Below are 14720 nucleotides of genomic sequence, written 5' to 3' on the forward strand. Positions count from 1 at the left end.
GAGAAAGGAAAAGTGCGGTGGAAAAAATATCTGTTTTTTTGACCGCACTTTGAATTCCATTTACGCCGCCATGTGCAGCACAAACCAACCAATTGGACGCAGTTGCACGAAATAATGCGACTGATTCGGAACATAATCATTTGGATTCAAGTGCACCAACAACGGCATCCCATGCCACAGTACATTAATTTCCCAATAATTCCCCATAAAGACCGCCGTTTGAATATCACAACGGGCGGAAGGCTCGCCATTGGCCGCAAGCAACACACCTTCCGGACGAATGCCTAAATGATAATCGCCGTCCGTTAATGGTTCTTGCAAACTAATCGGCAAGGGACTTTCTCCCATAAACAGTTTGCCCGCCTTGGCTTTCACCGGGAAGAACGACGCATCGCCCATAAATGTCGCGGTAAAGCAGGAGCTTGGCGAGCGATAAAGATGATTCGGCGTGCCGATTTGATCCACTTTGCCTTGATTCATCACGACCACCTCATCAGATACGGCAAAAGCTTCGCTTTGATCGTGGGTAACATATAGCGCCGTAATCCCCAATTGTTGTTGCAAATGACGAATCATTTCGCGCATGGTTCGACGCAAATTAGTATCCAAATTACTCAAAGGCTCATCGAAAAGCAGAATTTGCGGTGCAATCACCAATGCCCGTGCGAGTGCAACGCGCTGTTGTTGTCCGCCGGAAAGTTGCTCGATACCGCGTTGTTCAAAGCCTTCTAATTCCACCATTTTTAGGGCATTTTTGACTTTTTCGGCAATATTGGTGGGGTTTTCTTCTTGCATTTTTAACCCGAACGCAACATTTTCACCCACGCTAAGATGAGGAAACAGCGCATAAGATTGAAATACAATGCCGACGCCACGTTGTTGTGGTGGCAACAAACTAATATCCCGTCCATCACATAAAATCTGTCCTTGATCGAGCTCCTCCAGGCCGGCAATTAAGCGTAAAATCGTGGTTTTACCGCAACCTGACGCACCAAGCAACGTGGTGAACTTGCTCTTTTGAAAGGTCAGATTAAAATCCTGCAACACTTTCGTTTGGCCGAAAGATTTATAAATATTTTTTAATTCAATATGTTGTGTCATTTATCGTCTCTGTGGCAACGGTGTATTGCCAATCCAACGGCTAAATACACCAATAATCAGCATCATAATCACAATTAAACTGGCGCCGTAGGCCACCGCCAAGCCATAATCGCCGTCTTCCACGCGATTTAAAATAAACGAAGTCGCTACGCGGGTACTTGGTGTAACCAAGAAAATAATCGCGCTGATGGTTGTCATCGCACGCACAAAACTGGTCACCAATGCAGACAATAGCGCCGGTTTTAATAAGGGCAACGTGATAAAACGTAGCACCTTAAAACTGCTCGCTTTTAGTGAATAAGCCGCTTCGTCTAAAGAGGGATCCAGTTGTTTGAAATTTACCAATGCTGCGCGCAATCCAATGGGCATATTGCGGGTAATCATGGAAAGCACAATAATCACGCCCGTGCCGGTTAAATATAAAGGTACATTATTAAACGCCAGAATATAAGACACCCCGGCCACCGTACCCGGCACCGCAAAACTCAGCAAGGTTAAAAATTCAATATGCTTTTTGCCGAAAAAACGCCGACGTGAGAAAAAATACGCCAATAAAAAGCCGCTAATAGCCGTAAAAGGCGCGGCAATGACGGCAAATAACACAGTTTGCACCAAGGACGGAATGGCGCCGTTTTTCCAGCCCTGCCCAAATAACATGATGTAATGCCGGAAAGTAAACGTATTATCCACGCCCCAATTTTGCATAAAGCTGCCATAGAAAATACTGCCGTACAACAAGGCGTTAAAACCGACCCAAAGTATAAAAATGGCGATAACCAACGTTTTCAAACCGAAGGATAACGGCGTTGCTCTGCCCTCAAAGCCTTTACCGGATAAAGTGACATAATTTTGTTGCCCGATAAAACGGTATTGCAACCAGAAAATACCGAGGGAAATACTCAACAAAATAATGCCTAAGGTGCTGGCAGATAAATAATCATTTTGCGCGCCCACAATATAAAAATAAATTTGCGTCGCCAATACGTCAAAATTTCCACCCAATACAAAAGGCGAACTGAAATCCGCCAAGGATTGCACCATCACAATTAAAAACGCATTGGCCAATGCAGGTTTTAATAAGGGCAACACAATAAAACGAAAACTTTGCCAACGGCTTGCACCAAGCATGACTCCCGCTTCTTCCAATTTGGGCGAAAGATTTTTTAAGGCACCCTCAATGAGCATAAAAGCCATGGGCGTGAGCGCTAAGGTGTGGGAAATTAAAATGCCGTTAAAGCCGTATAACCAGTTGGTATTGATACCAAAATATTGCACGAAAAATTGCGTCACATAGCCGGAACGGCCAAACATTAACATCACACCAAGGCTCACGACAAAAGGAGGCGTCACCATCGGCAAAATGGCAAAAACTTTGCTAACAAACAAACTGCGTTTGGCAATGCGCGTGGTGTAAAGAGCAAAAATGAGCGCAAAGATAACGGAGAAAAGCCCAACAGAAGCAGAGACCGCCAACGAATTTCCCACTACCTTCCACAAGGCAGAATGGCCTAATAATTCGGTTACGGTATGCCAATCGCCTTCTTCTCCGCTGAAGAAAATCGTAAATAATTTGCTGATAGGATAAAAAATAAACCCGACCACTAACACAACTAATCCGATAGCCGTAGCCAGCAAGAAACGATCGCCTTGCATAACACGTAAGCGGGCTAACGCATCGGTTAATATTGCCCATAATGCAATAAACAGAAAAATGACCGCATAGCCAAAACGAAAACGGAAAAACTCGGCAGAAAACCAAATAAATAAAGCAACAAGTGCGGTCAGAATTACTGTTGTTTTAGCTAATGAAGGGTTGTCGGAATGACGTTGAAGCCAGGGAAAAATCAATAAAGAGGAAAACCAAAGCCAACTGATATTTATCTTTGACCATCCCATCGCGGCTAAATATTCCGAGGAAGTCGCGCCGAAAATACCATAATCCAAGGCGCGCGCAGGTAAAAATGCGAACGCCAAAAACGCGGGCAAAATCCAAGTGATATTGTGATGGAACAGGTTTTTAAACATGAAATATTGAAATAAACCGTTAGGCAAGGCTGAAATTACGGCTGATGAACTTGTTGCAAACCATACGTAATTTCAGCCTTCCAAAAAAACAAGACTCTTGCTTCGGATAGTGCCACTAGTTCACTACGCTCAAGCTCAAATCGTCTTGTAAAAGAATGACATACTATTTCGCCAATTTAATTTCTGCAAGCCATTTATTAATTAACCGCTTACCTTCGTCTTTAGAACCAAATTTGACGAAATCAAAATCCAATAATTGTAACGTTTTCGGATCGACTGATTTTGGCGAGGCTTGCGCATTGGCATTGCTCGGGATTTGATATAACCCAAATTCACGCCATGGAATTTCCTGCACCTCTTTGGAAAGCACAAAATCCATAAATAATTTGGCATTATCTAAATTACGCGTCCCTTTAATAATGCTTGCACCGCCTAATGCATAGCCGGTTTTGCCTTCAGGAATTACGGTTTCCACCGGCGCGCCTTTTTCTTTCTCGGTGGCATAGGCATGCACAAAACCGACACTCACCGCACTTTCACCGCGAGACAAATTCGCTGTGACTAAATTACTTTTCACATATTGGGATACGTTTTCATTGAGTTTTTTCAGATAATCAAAGGCTTTTTCTTCACCCAAAAGTTGAATTAACGTCGCCATAATTGTGTAAGTGGTGCCGGAAGCACGTGGATCAGGCAGTTGAATTTCACCTTTGTATTCCGGTTTGAGTAAATCTTCCCAGGTTTTCGGTGTTGGCAAACCAAGTTGTGCTAATTTCTGTGTATTCACGCCAAAGCCCAGCACCAACATATATGCCACGGAAGTGAATTCGCCTTTTTGCTCCATGAGTGATTTAAACTGCGGTAGGATTTCTGCCTGTTTTGGCGAACGGTAGGCTTCCAATAAGCCTAACTCACCGGCCTGAAAATGCGGTTCAATAGTGCCGCCATACCAAAAATCCGCTTGCGGGTTGTCTTTTTCCGCTTTGATCTTGCCAAAAATAGTTTCCGTGCCACCATGCACGAACTCGCTTTTGACATTATATTTTTCACCAAATAAGGTAGTGACTTTTTCACACAAAGCATTTTGCACCGTGCAATACACGGTCAAACGCCCTTCTGCGGAAGCCTGTTGACTTAATAATAACGGTGTAAGACAAACTAAACCTAAACTGCGTTTAAACCATTTTTTCATTTTGGATCCCTCTTTTTAAGTTAGTATCATCATTGATGTCGGCGATTATATGCTATTGAATACAAAATACTAAATGGATTACGTTAAATTTTTTCCCGGAAAAGAAACAGGTACAACCAATAATTTATTAAAAACACTGAAGAAATAGCGCGACTAGGGCTTTTCTCTCCTATTAAAATCCATCATAAAATTATTCATAGGCTAACCCATTCGCTTATTTTCCCCTTTAAGGCCACTGGCTACACAACATTCCTAAAAAACGCGATATTTTTCGACCGCACTTTACCCTTCAATTTGCATTTTCCCTTTGATTTTCTTTATAATTCGCTGCTCAAAAATAAATCATAAACATTCAAGGAGGTCTATATTCGTGAAATATTCATCATTTACACCAGAAACCTTAAACACATTTTTACAACAACACACCGCGACAAATAATACGTTCGAGCTGTTAGAAGGACTTTGTTATTGGTTGCGTCAATGTGAATCACAACAAGTGGTGCCTGCCTTACGCCTCATTAAGTACAACTTAAAAGAAAATAAACCCCTAGCCCGCGCACTTAGTACAATGCTTTGTCGTTGGTTGTGCAGTATGCGTTTATATCCCTTATTTATTAGCAGTGGCATTTTGGCACGGGAAGGTTTCGGGCGTGAAATGAAGAATCGTTTATACGAACGGATTAATCCTTCTTTTAAAGACGTTAATGATCTGCGCGATGTGTTTTATTTGTTATTCAGTGATAAAAACGACGCCCGTTGGATTAATGCCGTCCCATTAAAAGAATGGTGTGGTTTGATCCGTTTATTACGTCGTTATGCCACTGACAGCGATAAACAGCGGGTACATCAACACTTTCAAGCAGAAGGACTATTTGCTATTGAGATGCTCTCAATTTGGATCGCCGCTGAAGACATGGAACCGGAACTCATGCGAATGGAACCCACATTACTCAATGCCGATTCGCCTTTTGTTGCGCTACACCGTGAAGTGGTGGACTGGTTACAGGCCCGTCGCGCTCAACACGCTTTTGATGACAGCCATTTACAGGTCATGATAGAACAATGTCGCGAATTAATTGATCGCCTGCAAAAACGCGGTACGGTTGTCGGCACCTCATTCAATGTCACTTATTTACTGGAACGTCTCGAACAAACCTTAGAACGTTTAGAAAAACTCATGGCGATTTTTGCGTCTAACCGTTATTTGCCACGTCGAATTCTCTTATTAGCCGGTAGCATTGCCGGTGCGTCCGCCGAGCAACACAGCATTTCCCGATTATGGAAACAGAGCAACAAACTGGTAGCGCGAAGCATTACGCAAAATGCGGGGGACCACGGCGAACATTACATCACACGTAACCGAAAAGAATATTTCGCCATGTTTTATTCCGCTGCGGGGGGCGGAATCTTAATCGCCTTAATGGCCTTATTTAAAATTTATTTAGGCACGGTCATTGACGACAAAGTGTGGAAAGGTATCGTAGAAGGATTAAATTATGGCTTCGGCTTCACCTTAATTTTTATGTTGCACTTCACTGTTGCCACCAAACAGCCTGCCATGACAGCGGCCCGCTTTGCCGACGCGGTGGAACGTAATCCGCAAGACCGCAACTTAAACATGAAATTGGCTCAATTATTGGTGGACGTATTTCGGTCACAAAGTGTTGCCGTGTTAGGCAACGTGATGGTTGCCATCAGCTTAGCCGCACTGATTGCTTTTGTTGTGGAACACCAAACAGGAACACCATTATTAAACAAAGCGATGATCGAGTATCAATTACACAGCATTGATCCGTTGGCAGGAAGTTTATGGTTTGCCGCTATTGCCGGTGTATGGCTATTCTGCTCAGGTATTATTTCGGGTTTCTTCGACAACCGCAGCAATTATCTCAACCTCAAAATGCGCTTACGCCAGCATCCACTGCTCAAACGTATATTAAGTAGTCAATGCCGCACCAAATTTGCTGATTATATGCACGATAATTATGGCTCCATCATGGGAAATTTGTGCTTCGGTATGTTGCTCGGCTTAACCGGTGTCATTGGCTATTTAACCGGTCTTCCACTGGATATTCGTCATGTTGCCTTCTCCTCTGCTAACGTAGGCTACATCGCTGTCAGCGGAGATTTCGGCTGGTCATTATTAACGCAAAGCATTGTCTTCGTCTTGCTCATCGGTTTGGTCAATCTTATCGTCAGCTTTGCCCTCACCTTATGGATTGCCCTCCGCTCCCTCAACACCGAAGTGGATAATTGGTGCGATATTTGGATCTGTGTCTGGCAAATCCTCAAACAACGTCCATTGAGCTTGTTCCTACCTGTACAGTTGGAAAAGTAAATTTGAGATAAAAGTGCGGTCATTTTTTACGGCATTTTTATCATTATTCAGATAATCTGAAATCCCCATGAATTTATTTCCATGGGGATTTTTATTATACGAACCGCCTTATTGATGTTTATAAATGATCTAGCGAAAGGTAGAATAGCGCCTTAACTTAATACTCTATTCTCCAAAGGAGCTTTTAATGGCAGCTGCAATTCAACAACGCGCCGAACTTCAACGCCGTATTTGGCAAATCGCTAATGATGTCCGCGGCTCTGTCGATGGTTGGGATTTTAAACAATACGTTTTGGGCTCACTTTTCTATCGCTTTATTAGCGAAAACTTTGCTAATTATATTGAAGGTGGTGATAAAAGCGTGAACTATGCCGGTTTATCTGATGACATCATCACGCCAGAAATTAAAGCAGATGCGGTAAAAACCAAGGGTTATTTTATTTACCCAAGCCAATTATTTAAAAATGTGGTGGCAAATGCCAACACCAATCCAAATCTTAATACCGAATTAAAACAAATCTTTAATGATATTGAAAACTCCGCCATAGGCTACCCTTCAGAGCAGGATATCAAAGGCTTATTTGCCGATTTTGATACCACCAGCAACCGCTTGGGTAATACCGTTGCCGACAAAAATAGCCGTCTAGCCGCCGTATTAAAAGGCGTTGCCGAGTTAGATTTTGGTGACTTTGAAGATAATCATATCGATTTATTCGGTGATGCTTACGAATTTTTAATTTCTAACTATGCCGCTAATGCCGGTAAATCAGGTGGCGAGTTTTTTACACCACAATGCGTTTCCAAGCTGATTGCTCGACTGGCTTTATATGGACAAGACAAAGTTAATAAAATTTACGACCCGGCTGCTGGTTCTGGTTCTTTATTATTGCAAGCGAAAAAACAATTTGATGAACACATCATTGAAGAAGGATTCTTCGGGCAGGAAATCAATCACACCACTTACAACCTTGCCCGTATGAATATGTTTTTGCATAACATCAACTACGACAAGTTTGATATCGCCCTTGGCAACACCTTAATGAATCCGCAATTTGGTGAGGATAAACCCTTCGATGCTATCGTTTCTAACCCGCCTTACTCCGTGAAATGGATTGGTTCGGATGATCCAACGCTAATTAACGATGAACGCTTTGCCCCTGCTGGCGTGCTTGCACCAAAATCCAAAGCGGACTTTGCCTTTATTTTGCATGCATTAAGTTATCTTTCAGCAAAAGGTCGCGCGGCGATTGTCTCTTTCCCCGGCATTTTTTACCGCGGCGGTGCGGAACAAAAAATTCGTCAATATTTGGTCGATAATAACTATGTGGAAACGGTAATTGCCTTAGCGCCAAATCTATTTTTCGGCACCAGTATTGCAGTGAATATTTTGGTGCTTTCCAAACATAAACCCAATACCCAAACCCAATTTATTGATGCCAGCGGTTTATTTAAATCCGCCACCAATAACAACCTTTTGGAAGAGGAACATATTGAGCAAATTCTCAAATTGTTTGCCTATAAAGAAGATGTGCCACATTTGGCAAAATCGGTTTCCCTTGAAGAAATCGCCCAAAATGACTACAACCTTGCGGTGAGTTCTTATGTGGAACAAAAAGACACCCGAGAGGTGATTGATATCGATAAACTCAACGCTGAAATTAAACAAACCGTTGCCAACATCGACCGCTTGCGTGCAGAAATTGATAAAATTGTAGCAGAGATTGAAGCATAAAATGTAGGGTGGGCTTCAGCCCACCAATTTACGATAACACACGGTGGGCTAAAGCCCACCCTACTAGGAACAACAAAAACACAATGAAAAATAACTGCACTTTTTTAGAAAAATTATTGGATGGGGCTGAGGTTGAGTGGGAGACGCTCGATGAAGTATTCCATTTAAAAAATGGCTACACCCCATCAAAAGGAATAAAAGAATATTGGGAAAATGGCTCAATTCCTTGGTTTAGAATGGAAGATATTCGAGAAAATGGACGCATTTTAAATACAGCATTACAAAAGGTTTCAGAAAGTGCGGTTAAAGGCGGAAAACTTTTCCCCGCAAATTCAATTATTATTGCAACCTCTGCAACTATTGGTGAACACGCTTTAATAACCATACCATTTTTAGCAAATCAAAGATTTACTGTTTTATCTTTAAAACCAGAATATATCGATAAATTTAATATTTATTTTCTATACCATTACTGTTTTACGCTTGATGATTGGTGTCAAAAAAATACCACTATGTCTAGTTTTGCATCCGTTGATATGAATGGATTTAGGAGATTTCCAATCCCCATCCCCCCACTCCCCGTCCAAACCGAAATCGTAAAAATTTTGGATGCATTGACAGCGCTTACCAGCGAGCTTACCAGCGAGCTTACCAGCGAGCTTATACTACGCCGGAAGCAGTATGAATACTATCGGGAGAAATTGTTATCTTTCGATAGTCTAGAGCTATCGGGGGGGGCAATCCAATGGATAAAACTGATTGATTTGGGTGAGTTAATTCGTGGTAATGGGTTGCAGAAAAAAGATTTTACAGAAACAGGTGTTCCGGCCATTCATTATGGCCAAATTTATACTTACTACGGCACATTTGCTACTGAAACCAAATCTTTTGTTTCAGCTGAATTAGCTAAAAAATTAAAAAAAGCAAAATATGGTGATGTATTAATTGCTGGAACTAGTGAAAATGTAAAAGATGTAATGAAACCTCTTGGTTGGCTTGGTAGTGAAATAGCTTTTTCAGGTGATATGTTTGCATTTAGACCCAATAAAAAAGTGAATACGAAATACTTAACGTATGTTTTACAAACAGAAAGATTTTATAAATTTAAGGAAAAATATGCCCAAGGCACAAAAGTAATTAGAATTAGAGTTGATAATTTTTTAAATTATGAAATCCCTCTTCCTCCATTTGAAGAACAACAACGCATCGTTTCAATCCTCGATAAATTTGAAACCCTCACAAACTCCATCACCGAAGGCTTACCTTTAGCGATTAAGCAAAGCCAAAAGCGGTATGAATATTATAGAGAATTGTTACTGAATTTCTCGTAACCTGTAGGGTGGGCTTCAGCCCACCAATTAACAACCATAAATAAAACGGTGTGCTAAAGCCCACCCTACAATGTAATGAGAATATTTTTATGGTGGGCTAAACCCCACCCTACGAACTACAATTTGGAATAATATATGTCTAATTATCGTCGCGATTTTACTAAAGGTGGATTATATTTTTTCACAATTGTTTTACAAGATAGAACAAAATCTTATCTAACTGACTATATCAATGAATTTAGATCTGCATATAAACAAACTTGTGAACATTATCCATTCGAAACAGTAGCAATTTGTATTTTGCCCGATCATATTCATTTACTGATGCAATTACCTGAAAATGATGATAATTACGCAATACGCATCGCATATTTAAAAACACAATTTACACGACAACTTCCAAAAGAATGCCGACAATTTAATAAAAATAGACAAAAATATCGAGAATCAGGTATTTGGCAACGCCGATTTTGGGAGCATTTAATTCGTGATGATAAAGATTTAGCGAATCATTTAGATTATATTTATTACAATCCCGTGAAACACGGCTATGTTGAGGTAGTAAAAGATTGGCCGTATTCTTCCTTCCATCGTGATGTGAAAGCAGAGATTTATCCTGAAGATTGGGGAGGCAATCCAGATTTGAAAATTAAAGGTGATATATAACAATACCGTAGGGTGGGCTTCAGCCCGCCAATTAACTATAACAAACGGTGGGCTAAAGCCCACCCTACAAATTTGAGAAGAAATAATGAACGACTTAATCATCTACAACACCGATGATGGTAAATCCCATGTTGCATTGCTTGTCGTAGAAAATGAAGCATGGCTAACCCAAAATCAGCTTGCCGAACTTTTTGACACCTCTGTACAAAATATCGCCTTACATATAAAAAATATATTAGAAGACAATGAATTAGACGAAAATTCAGTTATCAAGGATTACTTGATAACTGCCCAAGATGGCAAGCAATATCAAGTAAAACATTATTCCCTTGATATGATTCTCGCCATCGGCTTCCGTGTGCGTAGCCCTCGTGGTGTACAGTTTCGCCGTTGGGCAAATACGCAATTACGTACTTATTTAGATAAAGGTTTTCTATTAGATAAAGAGCGGTTGAAAAATCCGCAAGGTCGATTTGATCATTTTGATGAATTACTGGAACAAATTCGTGAAATTAGAGCCAGTGAATTGCGGTTTTATCAAAAAGTACGAGAGTTATTTAAATTATCCAGTGACTACGATAAAACAGATAAAGTCACTCAAATGTTTTTTGCAGAAACACAAAATAAGTTGATCTATGCCATTACACAACAAACCGCCGCAGAGCTTATTTGTACTCGTGCAAATGCTGAATTGCCTAATATGGGCCTCACCTATTGGAAAGGTACTGTTGTACGTAAAGGCGATATTATTACCGCTAAAAACTATTTAACCCATGATGAATTAGATTCCTTGAATCGTCTAGTGATGATCTTTTTAGAAAGTGCCGAATTGCGCGTTAAAAACCGTCAAGATCTGACATTAAATTTCTGGCGTAATAATGTCGATAATTTAATTGAATTTAACGGTTTTCCGTTGCTTATCGGCAATGGAACCCGAACTTCAAAACAAATGGAAACCTTCACCAAAGAACAATATGCCTTATTTGATCAAGTCAGAAAACAGCAAAAACGCATACAGGCTGATAATGAAGATTTAGAAATTTTAGAAAAATGGCAAAAAGATCTGAAAAAGCAAAAAATCAATAATTAAGGAAAATTCATGATCCAATACAAAACCATCGCCGAATCCAACCACTTTATCGTTTTAGATCAGTACAAAAAGTTTGTGGAAGAACCTAATGCAGGCTATCAAACGGAAGGGAGCCTTGAGCGTGAATTTATCCGTGATTTGCAGGCACAAGGCTATGAGTATTTGCAAGGACTCAATGGTCATGATGCGTTGATTAAAAATTTACGGGCACAATTACAACGCTTAAATAACGTGGTTTTCTCCGATGCGGAATGGCGACGTTTTTTAGAGGAATATTTGGATAAACCCAGTGATAGCCTGATTGAGAAAACCCGTAAAATCCATGATGACTATATTTATGATTTTGTGTTTGATAATGGACGTATTCAGAATATTTATTTGTTAGATAAGAAAAATCTTGCCAATAACACCGTGCAAGTTATCAATCAATTTGAACAAACCGGCAACTATGACAATCGTTATGATGTGACAATTTTGGTCAATGGTTTACCCCTTGTACATGTTGAATTGAAAAAACGCGGCGTAGCCATTCGTGAAGCCTTTAATCAAATTCATCGCTACAGCAAAGAAAGTTTTAATAAAGAAAATTCTCTCTTTAAATATATTCAGGTTTTTGTCATTTCTAATGGCACGGATACCCGCTATTTTGCCAATACCACCAAACGCGATAAGAACAGCTACGACTTCACAATGAATTGGGCAACGGCAAAAAATACTCTGATTAAAGATTTAAAGGATTTTACGGCAACATTCTTGCAAAAACGTACTTTGCTTGATGTGCTGGCGAATTATTGCGTGTTTGATGTTTCCGACACCCTATTGATTATGCGTCCGTATCAAATTGCTGCAACCGAGCGTATTTTATGGAAAATTAAAAGTTCTTATTTGGCTAAAAATTGGAGCAATAAAGAAAGCGGCGGCTATATTTGGCACACCACCGGTTCAGGCAAGACTTTAACCAGTTTTAAAGCGGCACGCCTTGCAACAGAATTAGACTTTATTGAAAAAGTATTCTTCGTAGTAGATAGAAAAGATTTGGACTATCAAACTATGAAAGAATACCAACGTTTTTCACCGGATAGCGTGAATGGTTCGGAAAGTACGGCAGGACTAAAACGCAATATCGAAAAAGATGACAATAAGATCATTGTCACCACCATTCAAAAACTCAATAACCTGATGAAATCGGAAGATAAATTACCGATTTACGATAAACAGGTTGTTTTTATCTTTGATGAATGCCATCGTTCTCAATTTGGTGAAGCTCAAAAAAATCTAACGAGAAAATTTAAAAAATACTATCAATTTGGTTTTACCGGCACACCAATTTTTGGCGATGACATTATTGATGGAAAATTAATTCGTAAAGGTAACGCCCTAGGTGCGGAAACTACAGAAAGCGTATTTGGAACCCAACTCCACTCTTACATTATCACCGATGCGATTCGTGATGAAAAAGTGCTGAAATTTAAAGTGGATTACAATGATGTACGACCACAATTCAAGAGCATTGAAACTGAAAAGAATCTTGAAGAGCTAACAAAACTCGAGAAAAAACAAGCCTTTTTACAACCTAAACGTATTGCGCAAATTGCCCAATATGTTCTAGATAATTTCAAACAAAAGACCCATCGCTTTAATGCTAGTAACAATGGCTTTAATGCCATGTTTGCAGTAAGTAGTGTCGATGCGGCTAAAATCTATTACGAAACGTTCAAACGGTTACAAAGTGCGGTCAAAAATCCACTTAAAATTGTAACAATTTTTTCGTTTGCAGCCAATGAAGAGCAAGACGCAATAGGAGATATTGCCGATGAAAGTTTTGAAGTTGAAGCGATGAATTCTACTGCCAAAGAATTTTTAAAATCGGCGATTGACGATTACAACAACTATTTTGCGACAAATTACGATGTAGATGGTAAATCTTTCCAAAACTACTACCGTGATTTAGCTAAACGTGTCAAAAACAAAGAAGTGGATTTATTGATTGTGGTTGGGATGTTTTTAACCGGTTTTGATGCGCCGACATTAAACACCTTATTCGTAGATAAAAACTTACGCTATCATGGTTTGATTCAAGCTTATTCACGTACAAATCGCATTTATAACAGCACTAAAAGTTTTGGCAACATCGTGACCTTCCGCGATTTGGAACAAGACACCATTGATGCTATTACGCTTTTCGGTAAATCCAATACGCGCAATATCGTGTTAGAAAAAAGTTACCAAGAATATATGGAAGGCTTTACCGATGCAGGTGTCGCCCGTCGTGGGTATTTAGAGGTTATTGCTGAATTGCAAGAACGCTTCCCTGATCCTAATGAAATTCAAACAGAAAAAGACAAGAAAGACTTTGTAAAATTATTTGGTGAATATTTGCGGGTTGAAAACATTCTGCAAAACTATGATGAGTTCGCTGCTTTACAAGCATTTCAATCACTCGATACCAGCGATGAAAAAGCCGTTGAAGCCTTTAAAGAAAAATATTATTTAACGGATGAAGCTTTTGCTGAAATGCAACCTATTGATATGCCGAGCAAACGTAGCATTCAAAATTACCGTTCAACTTACAACGATATTCGGGATTGGCTCCGTCGTCAAAAAGACGGCGAGGAAAAAGCAAAATCGACCATTGATTGGGACGATGTGGTGTTTGAAGTGGATTTATTAAAATCTCAAGAAATCAATCTAGATTACATCTTAGAATTGATTTTTGAACACAATAAAAAAACGAAAAATAAATCTGAACTCATTGATGAAATTCGGTCTATCATCCGAGCAAGCCAAGGAAACCGAGCAAAAGAAAGTTTGATTGTGGATTTTATTAATCAAACTGACTTGGATAACATTGTCGACAAAGCTGGCATTATTGAGTCATTCTTCCAATTTGCCCAAAAAGAGCAACAACAAGAAGCCGATGAATTGATGTGCAGTGAAGGACTGAATATTGATGCCGCGAAACGTTATATTAACGTGTCCTTAAAACGAGGATATGCTAGCGAGCAAGGTACGGATTTAAATGATGTACTTCCTAAAATGAGTCCACTTAATCCGCAATACCTCACAACAAAACAACGTATATTCCAAAAAATAGCAGCATTTGTTGAGAAGTTTAAAGGGATTGGGGGAAGTATCTAGCCATATTGAAATCCTAGAAGTGCGGTCAAAATTTTAAGTGTTTTTTCGACCGCACTTTTGCCCGAGCAACAATCCTCAAAATTATCATTTCATAAAAAATTCATGTG

Annotated in this window: 9 protein-coding genes; 6 read left to right on the forward strand and 3 right to left on the reverse strand. The window is 39.9% G+C overall.

The window, feature by feature from the left end:
* Nucleotides 1–60 precede the first annotated feature (60 nt).
* From DK428_RS01230 to DK428_RS01240, 3 genes are all read right to left on the reverse strand, one after another.
* Nucleotides 61–1101 (reverse strand): ATP-binding cassette domain-containing protein, encoded by a 1041-nt coding sequence (locus tag DK428_RS01230; RefSeq protein ID WP_109063696.1) that lies wholly within the window; start codon nt 1099–1101, stop codon nt 61–63.
* On the reverse strand, nt 1102–3126 hold the full coding sequence (locus DK428_RS01235) for an ABC transporter permease (protein ID WP_109063697.1): 2025 nt from the start codon (nt 3124–3126) through the stop codon (nt 1102–1104).
* 163 nt (nt 3127–3289) lie between these two features.
* On the reverse strand, nt 3290–4318 hold the full coding sequence (locus DK428_RS01240) for an ABC transporter substrate-binding protein (RefSeq protein ID WP_109063698.1): 1029 nt from the start codon (nt 4316–4318) through the stop codon (nt 3290–3292).
* 370 nt (nt 4319–4688) lie between these two features.
* On the opposite strand from DK428_RS01240, the gene DK428_RS01245 reads away from it, so the two are divergent.
* The 6 genes from DK428_RS01245 to DK428_RS01270 all read left to right on the forward strand — a co-directional run bounded on the left by DK428_RS01245 (nt 4689) and on the right by DK428_RS01270 (nt 14613).
* Nucleotides 4689–6656 carry a site-specific recombinase gene (locus DK428_RS01245; RefSeq protein ID WP_109063699.1) on the forward strand — a complete coding sequence of 656 codons (1968 nt, stop codon included), beginning with the start codon at nt 4689–4691 and terminating at the stop codon, nt 6654–6656.
* Between the two features lie 187 nt (nt 6657–6843).
* Nucleotides 6844–8388, forward strand: a complete 1545-nt coding sequence (locus DK428_RS01250) for a type I restriction-modification system subunit M (RefSeq protein ID WP_109063700.1) — start codon at nt 6844–6846, stop codon at nt 8386–8388.
* Nucleotides 8389–8471: 83 nt separating this feature from the next.
* A complete protein-coding gene (locus tag DK428_RS01255; protein ID WP_109092116.1) occupies nt 8472–9719 on the forward strand; it encodes a restriction endonuclease subunit S in 1248 nt (415 codons plus the stop codon).
* A gap of 135 nt (nt 9720–9854) precedes the next feature.
* Nucleotides 9855–10385 (forward strand): REP-associated tyrosine transposase, encoded by a 531-nt coding sequence (locus DK428_RS01260; RefSeq protein ID WP_005694080.1) that lies wholly within the window; start codon nt 9855–9857, stop codon nt 10383–10385.
* Nucleotides 10386–10470: 85 nt separating this feature from the next.
* Nucleotides 10471–11475, forward strand: coding sequence for a virulence RhuM family protein (locus tag DK428_RS01265; protein ID WP_109063702.1), 1005 nt, complete (start codon nt 10471–10473; stop codon nt 11473–11475).
* Between the two features lie 9 nt (nt 11476–11484).
* Nucleotides 11485–14613, forward strand: a complete 3129-nt coding sequence (locus DK428_RS01270; protein WP_109063703.1) for a type I restriction endonuclease subunit R — start codon at nt 11485–11487, stop codon at nt 14611–14613.
* Nucleotides 14614–14720 lie beyond the last annotated feature (107 nt).

Source organism: Aggregatibacter kilianii (assembly GCF_003130255.1).
Taxonomy (GTDB): Bacteria; Pseudomonadota; Gammaproteobacteria; order Enterobacterales; family Pasteurellaceae; genus Aggregatibacter; species Aggregatibacter kilianii.

Coding starts and splice junctions, on each gene's coding strand:
- DK428_RS01230 (WP_109063696.1), bottom strand. CDS start 1,101: ATGACACAACATATTGAATTAAAAAATATTTATAAATCTTTCGGCCAA.
- DK428_RS01235 (WP_109063697.1), bottom strand. CDS start 3,126: ATGTTTAAAAACCTGTTCCATCACAATATCACTTGGATTTTGCCCGCG.
- DK428_RS01240 (WP_109063698.1), bottom strand. CDS start 4,318: ATGAAAAAATGGTTTAAACGCAGTTTAGGTTTAGTTTGTCTTACACCG.
- DK428_RS01250 (WP_109063700.1), top strand. CDS start 6,844: ATGGCAGCTGCAATTCAACAACGCGCCGAACTTCAACGCCGTATTTGG.
- DK428_RS01255 (WP_109092116.1), top strand. CDS start 8,472: ATGAAAAATAACTGCACTTTTTTAGAAAAATTATTGGATGGGGCTGAG.
- DK428_RS01260 (WP_005694080.1), top strand. CDS start 9,855: ATGTCTAATTATCGTCGCGATTTTACTAAAGGTGGATTATATTTTTTC.
- DK428_RS01265 (WP_109063702.1), top strand. CDS start 10,471: ATGAACGACTTAATCATCTACAACACCGATGATGGTAAATCCCATGTT.
- DK428_RS01270 (WP_109063703.1), top strand. CDS start 11,485: ATGATCCAATACAAAACCATCGCCGAATCCAACCACTTTATCGTTTTA.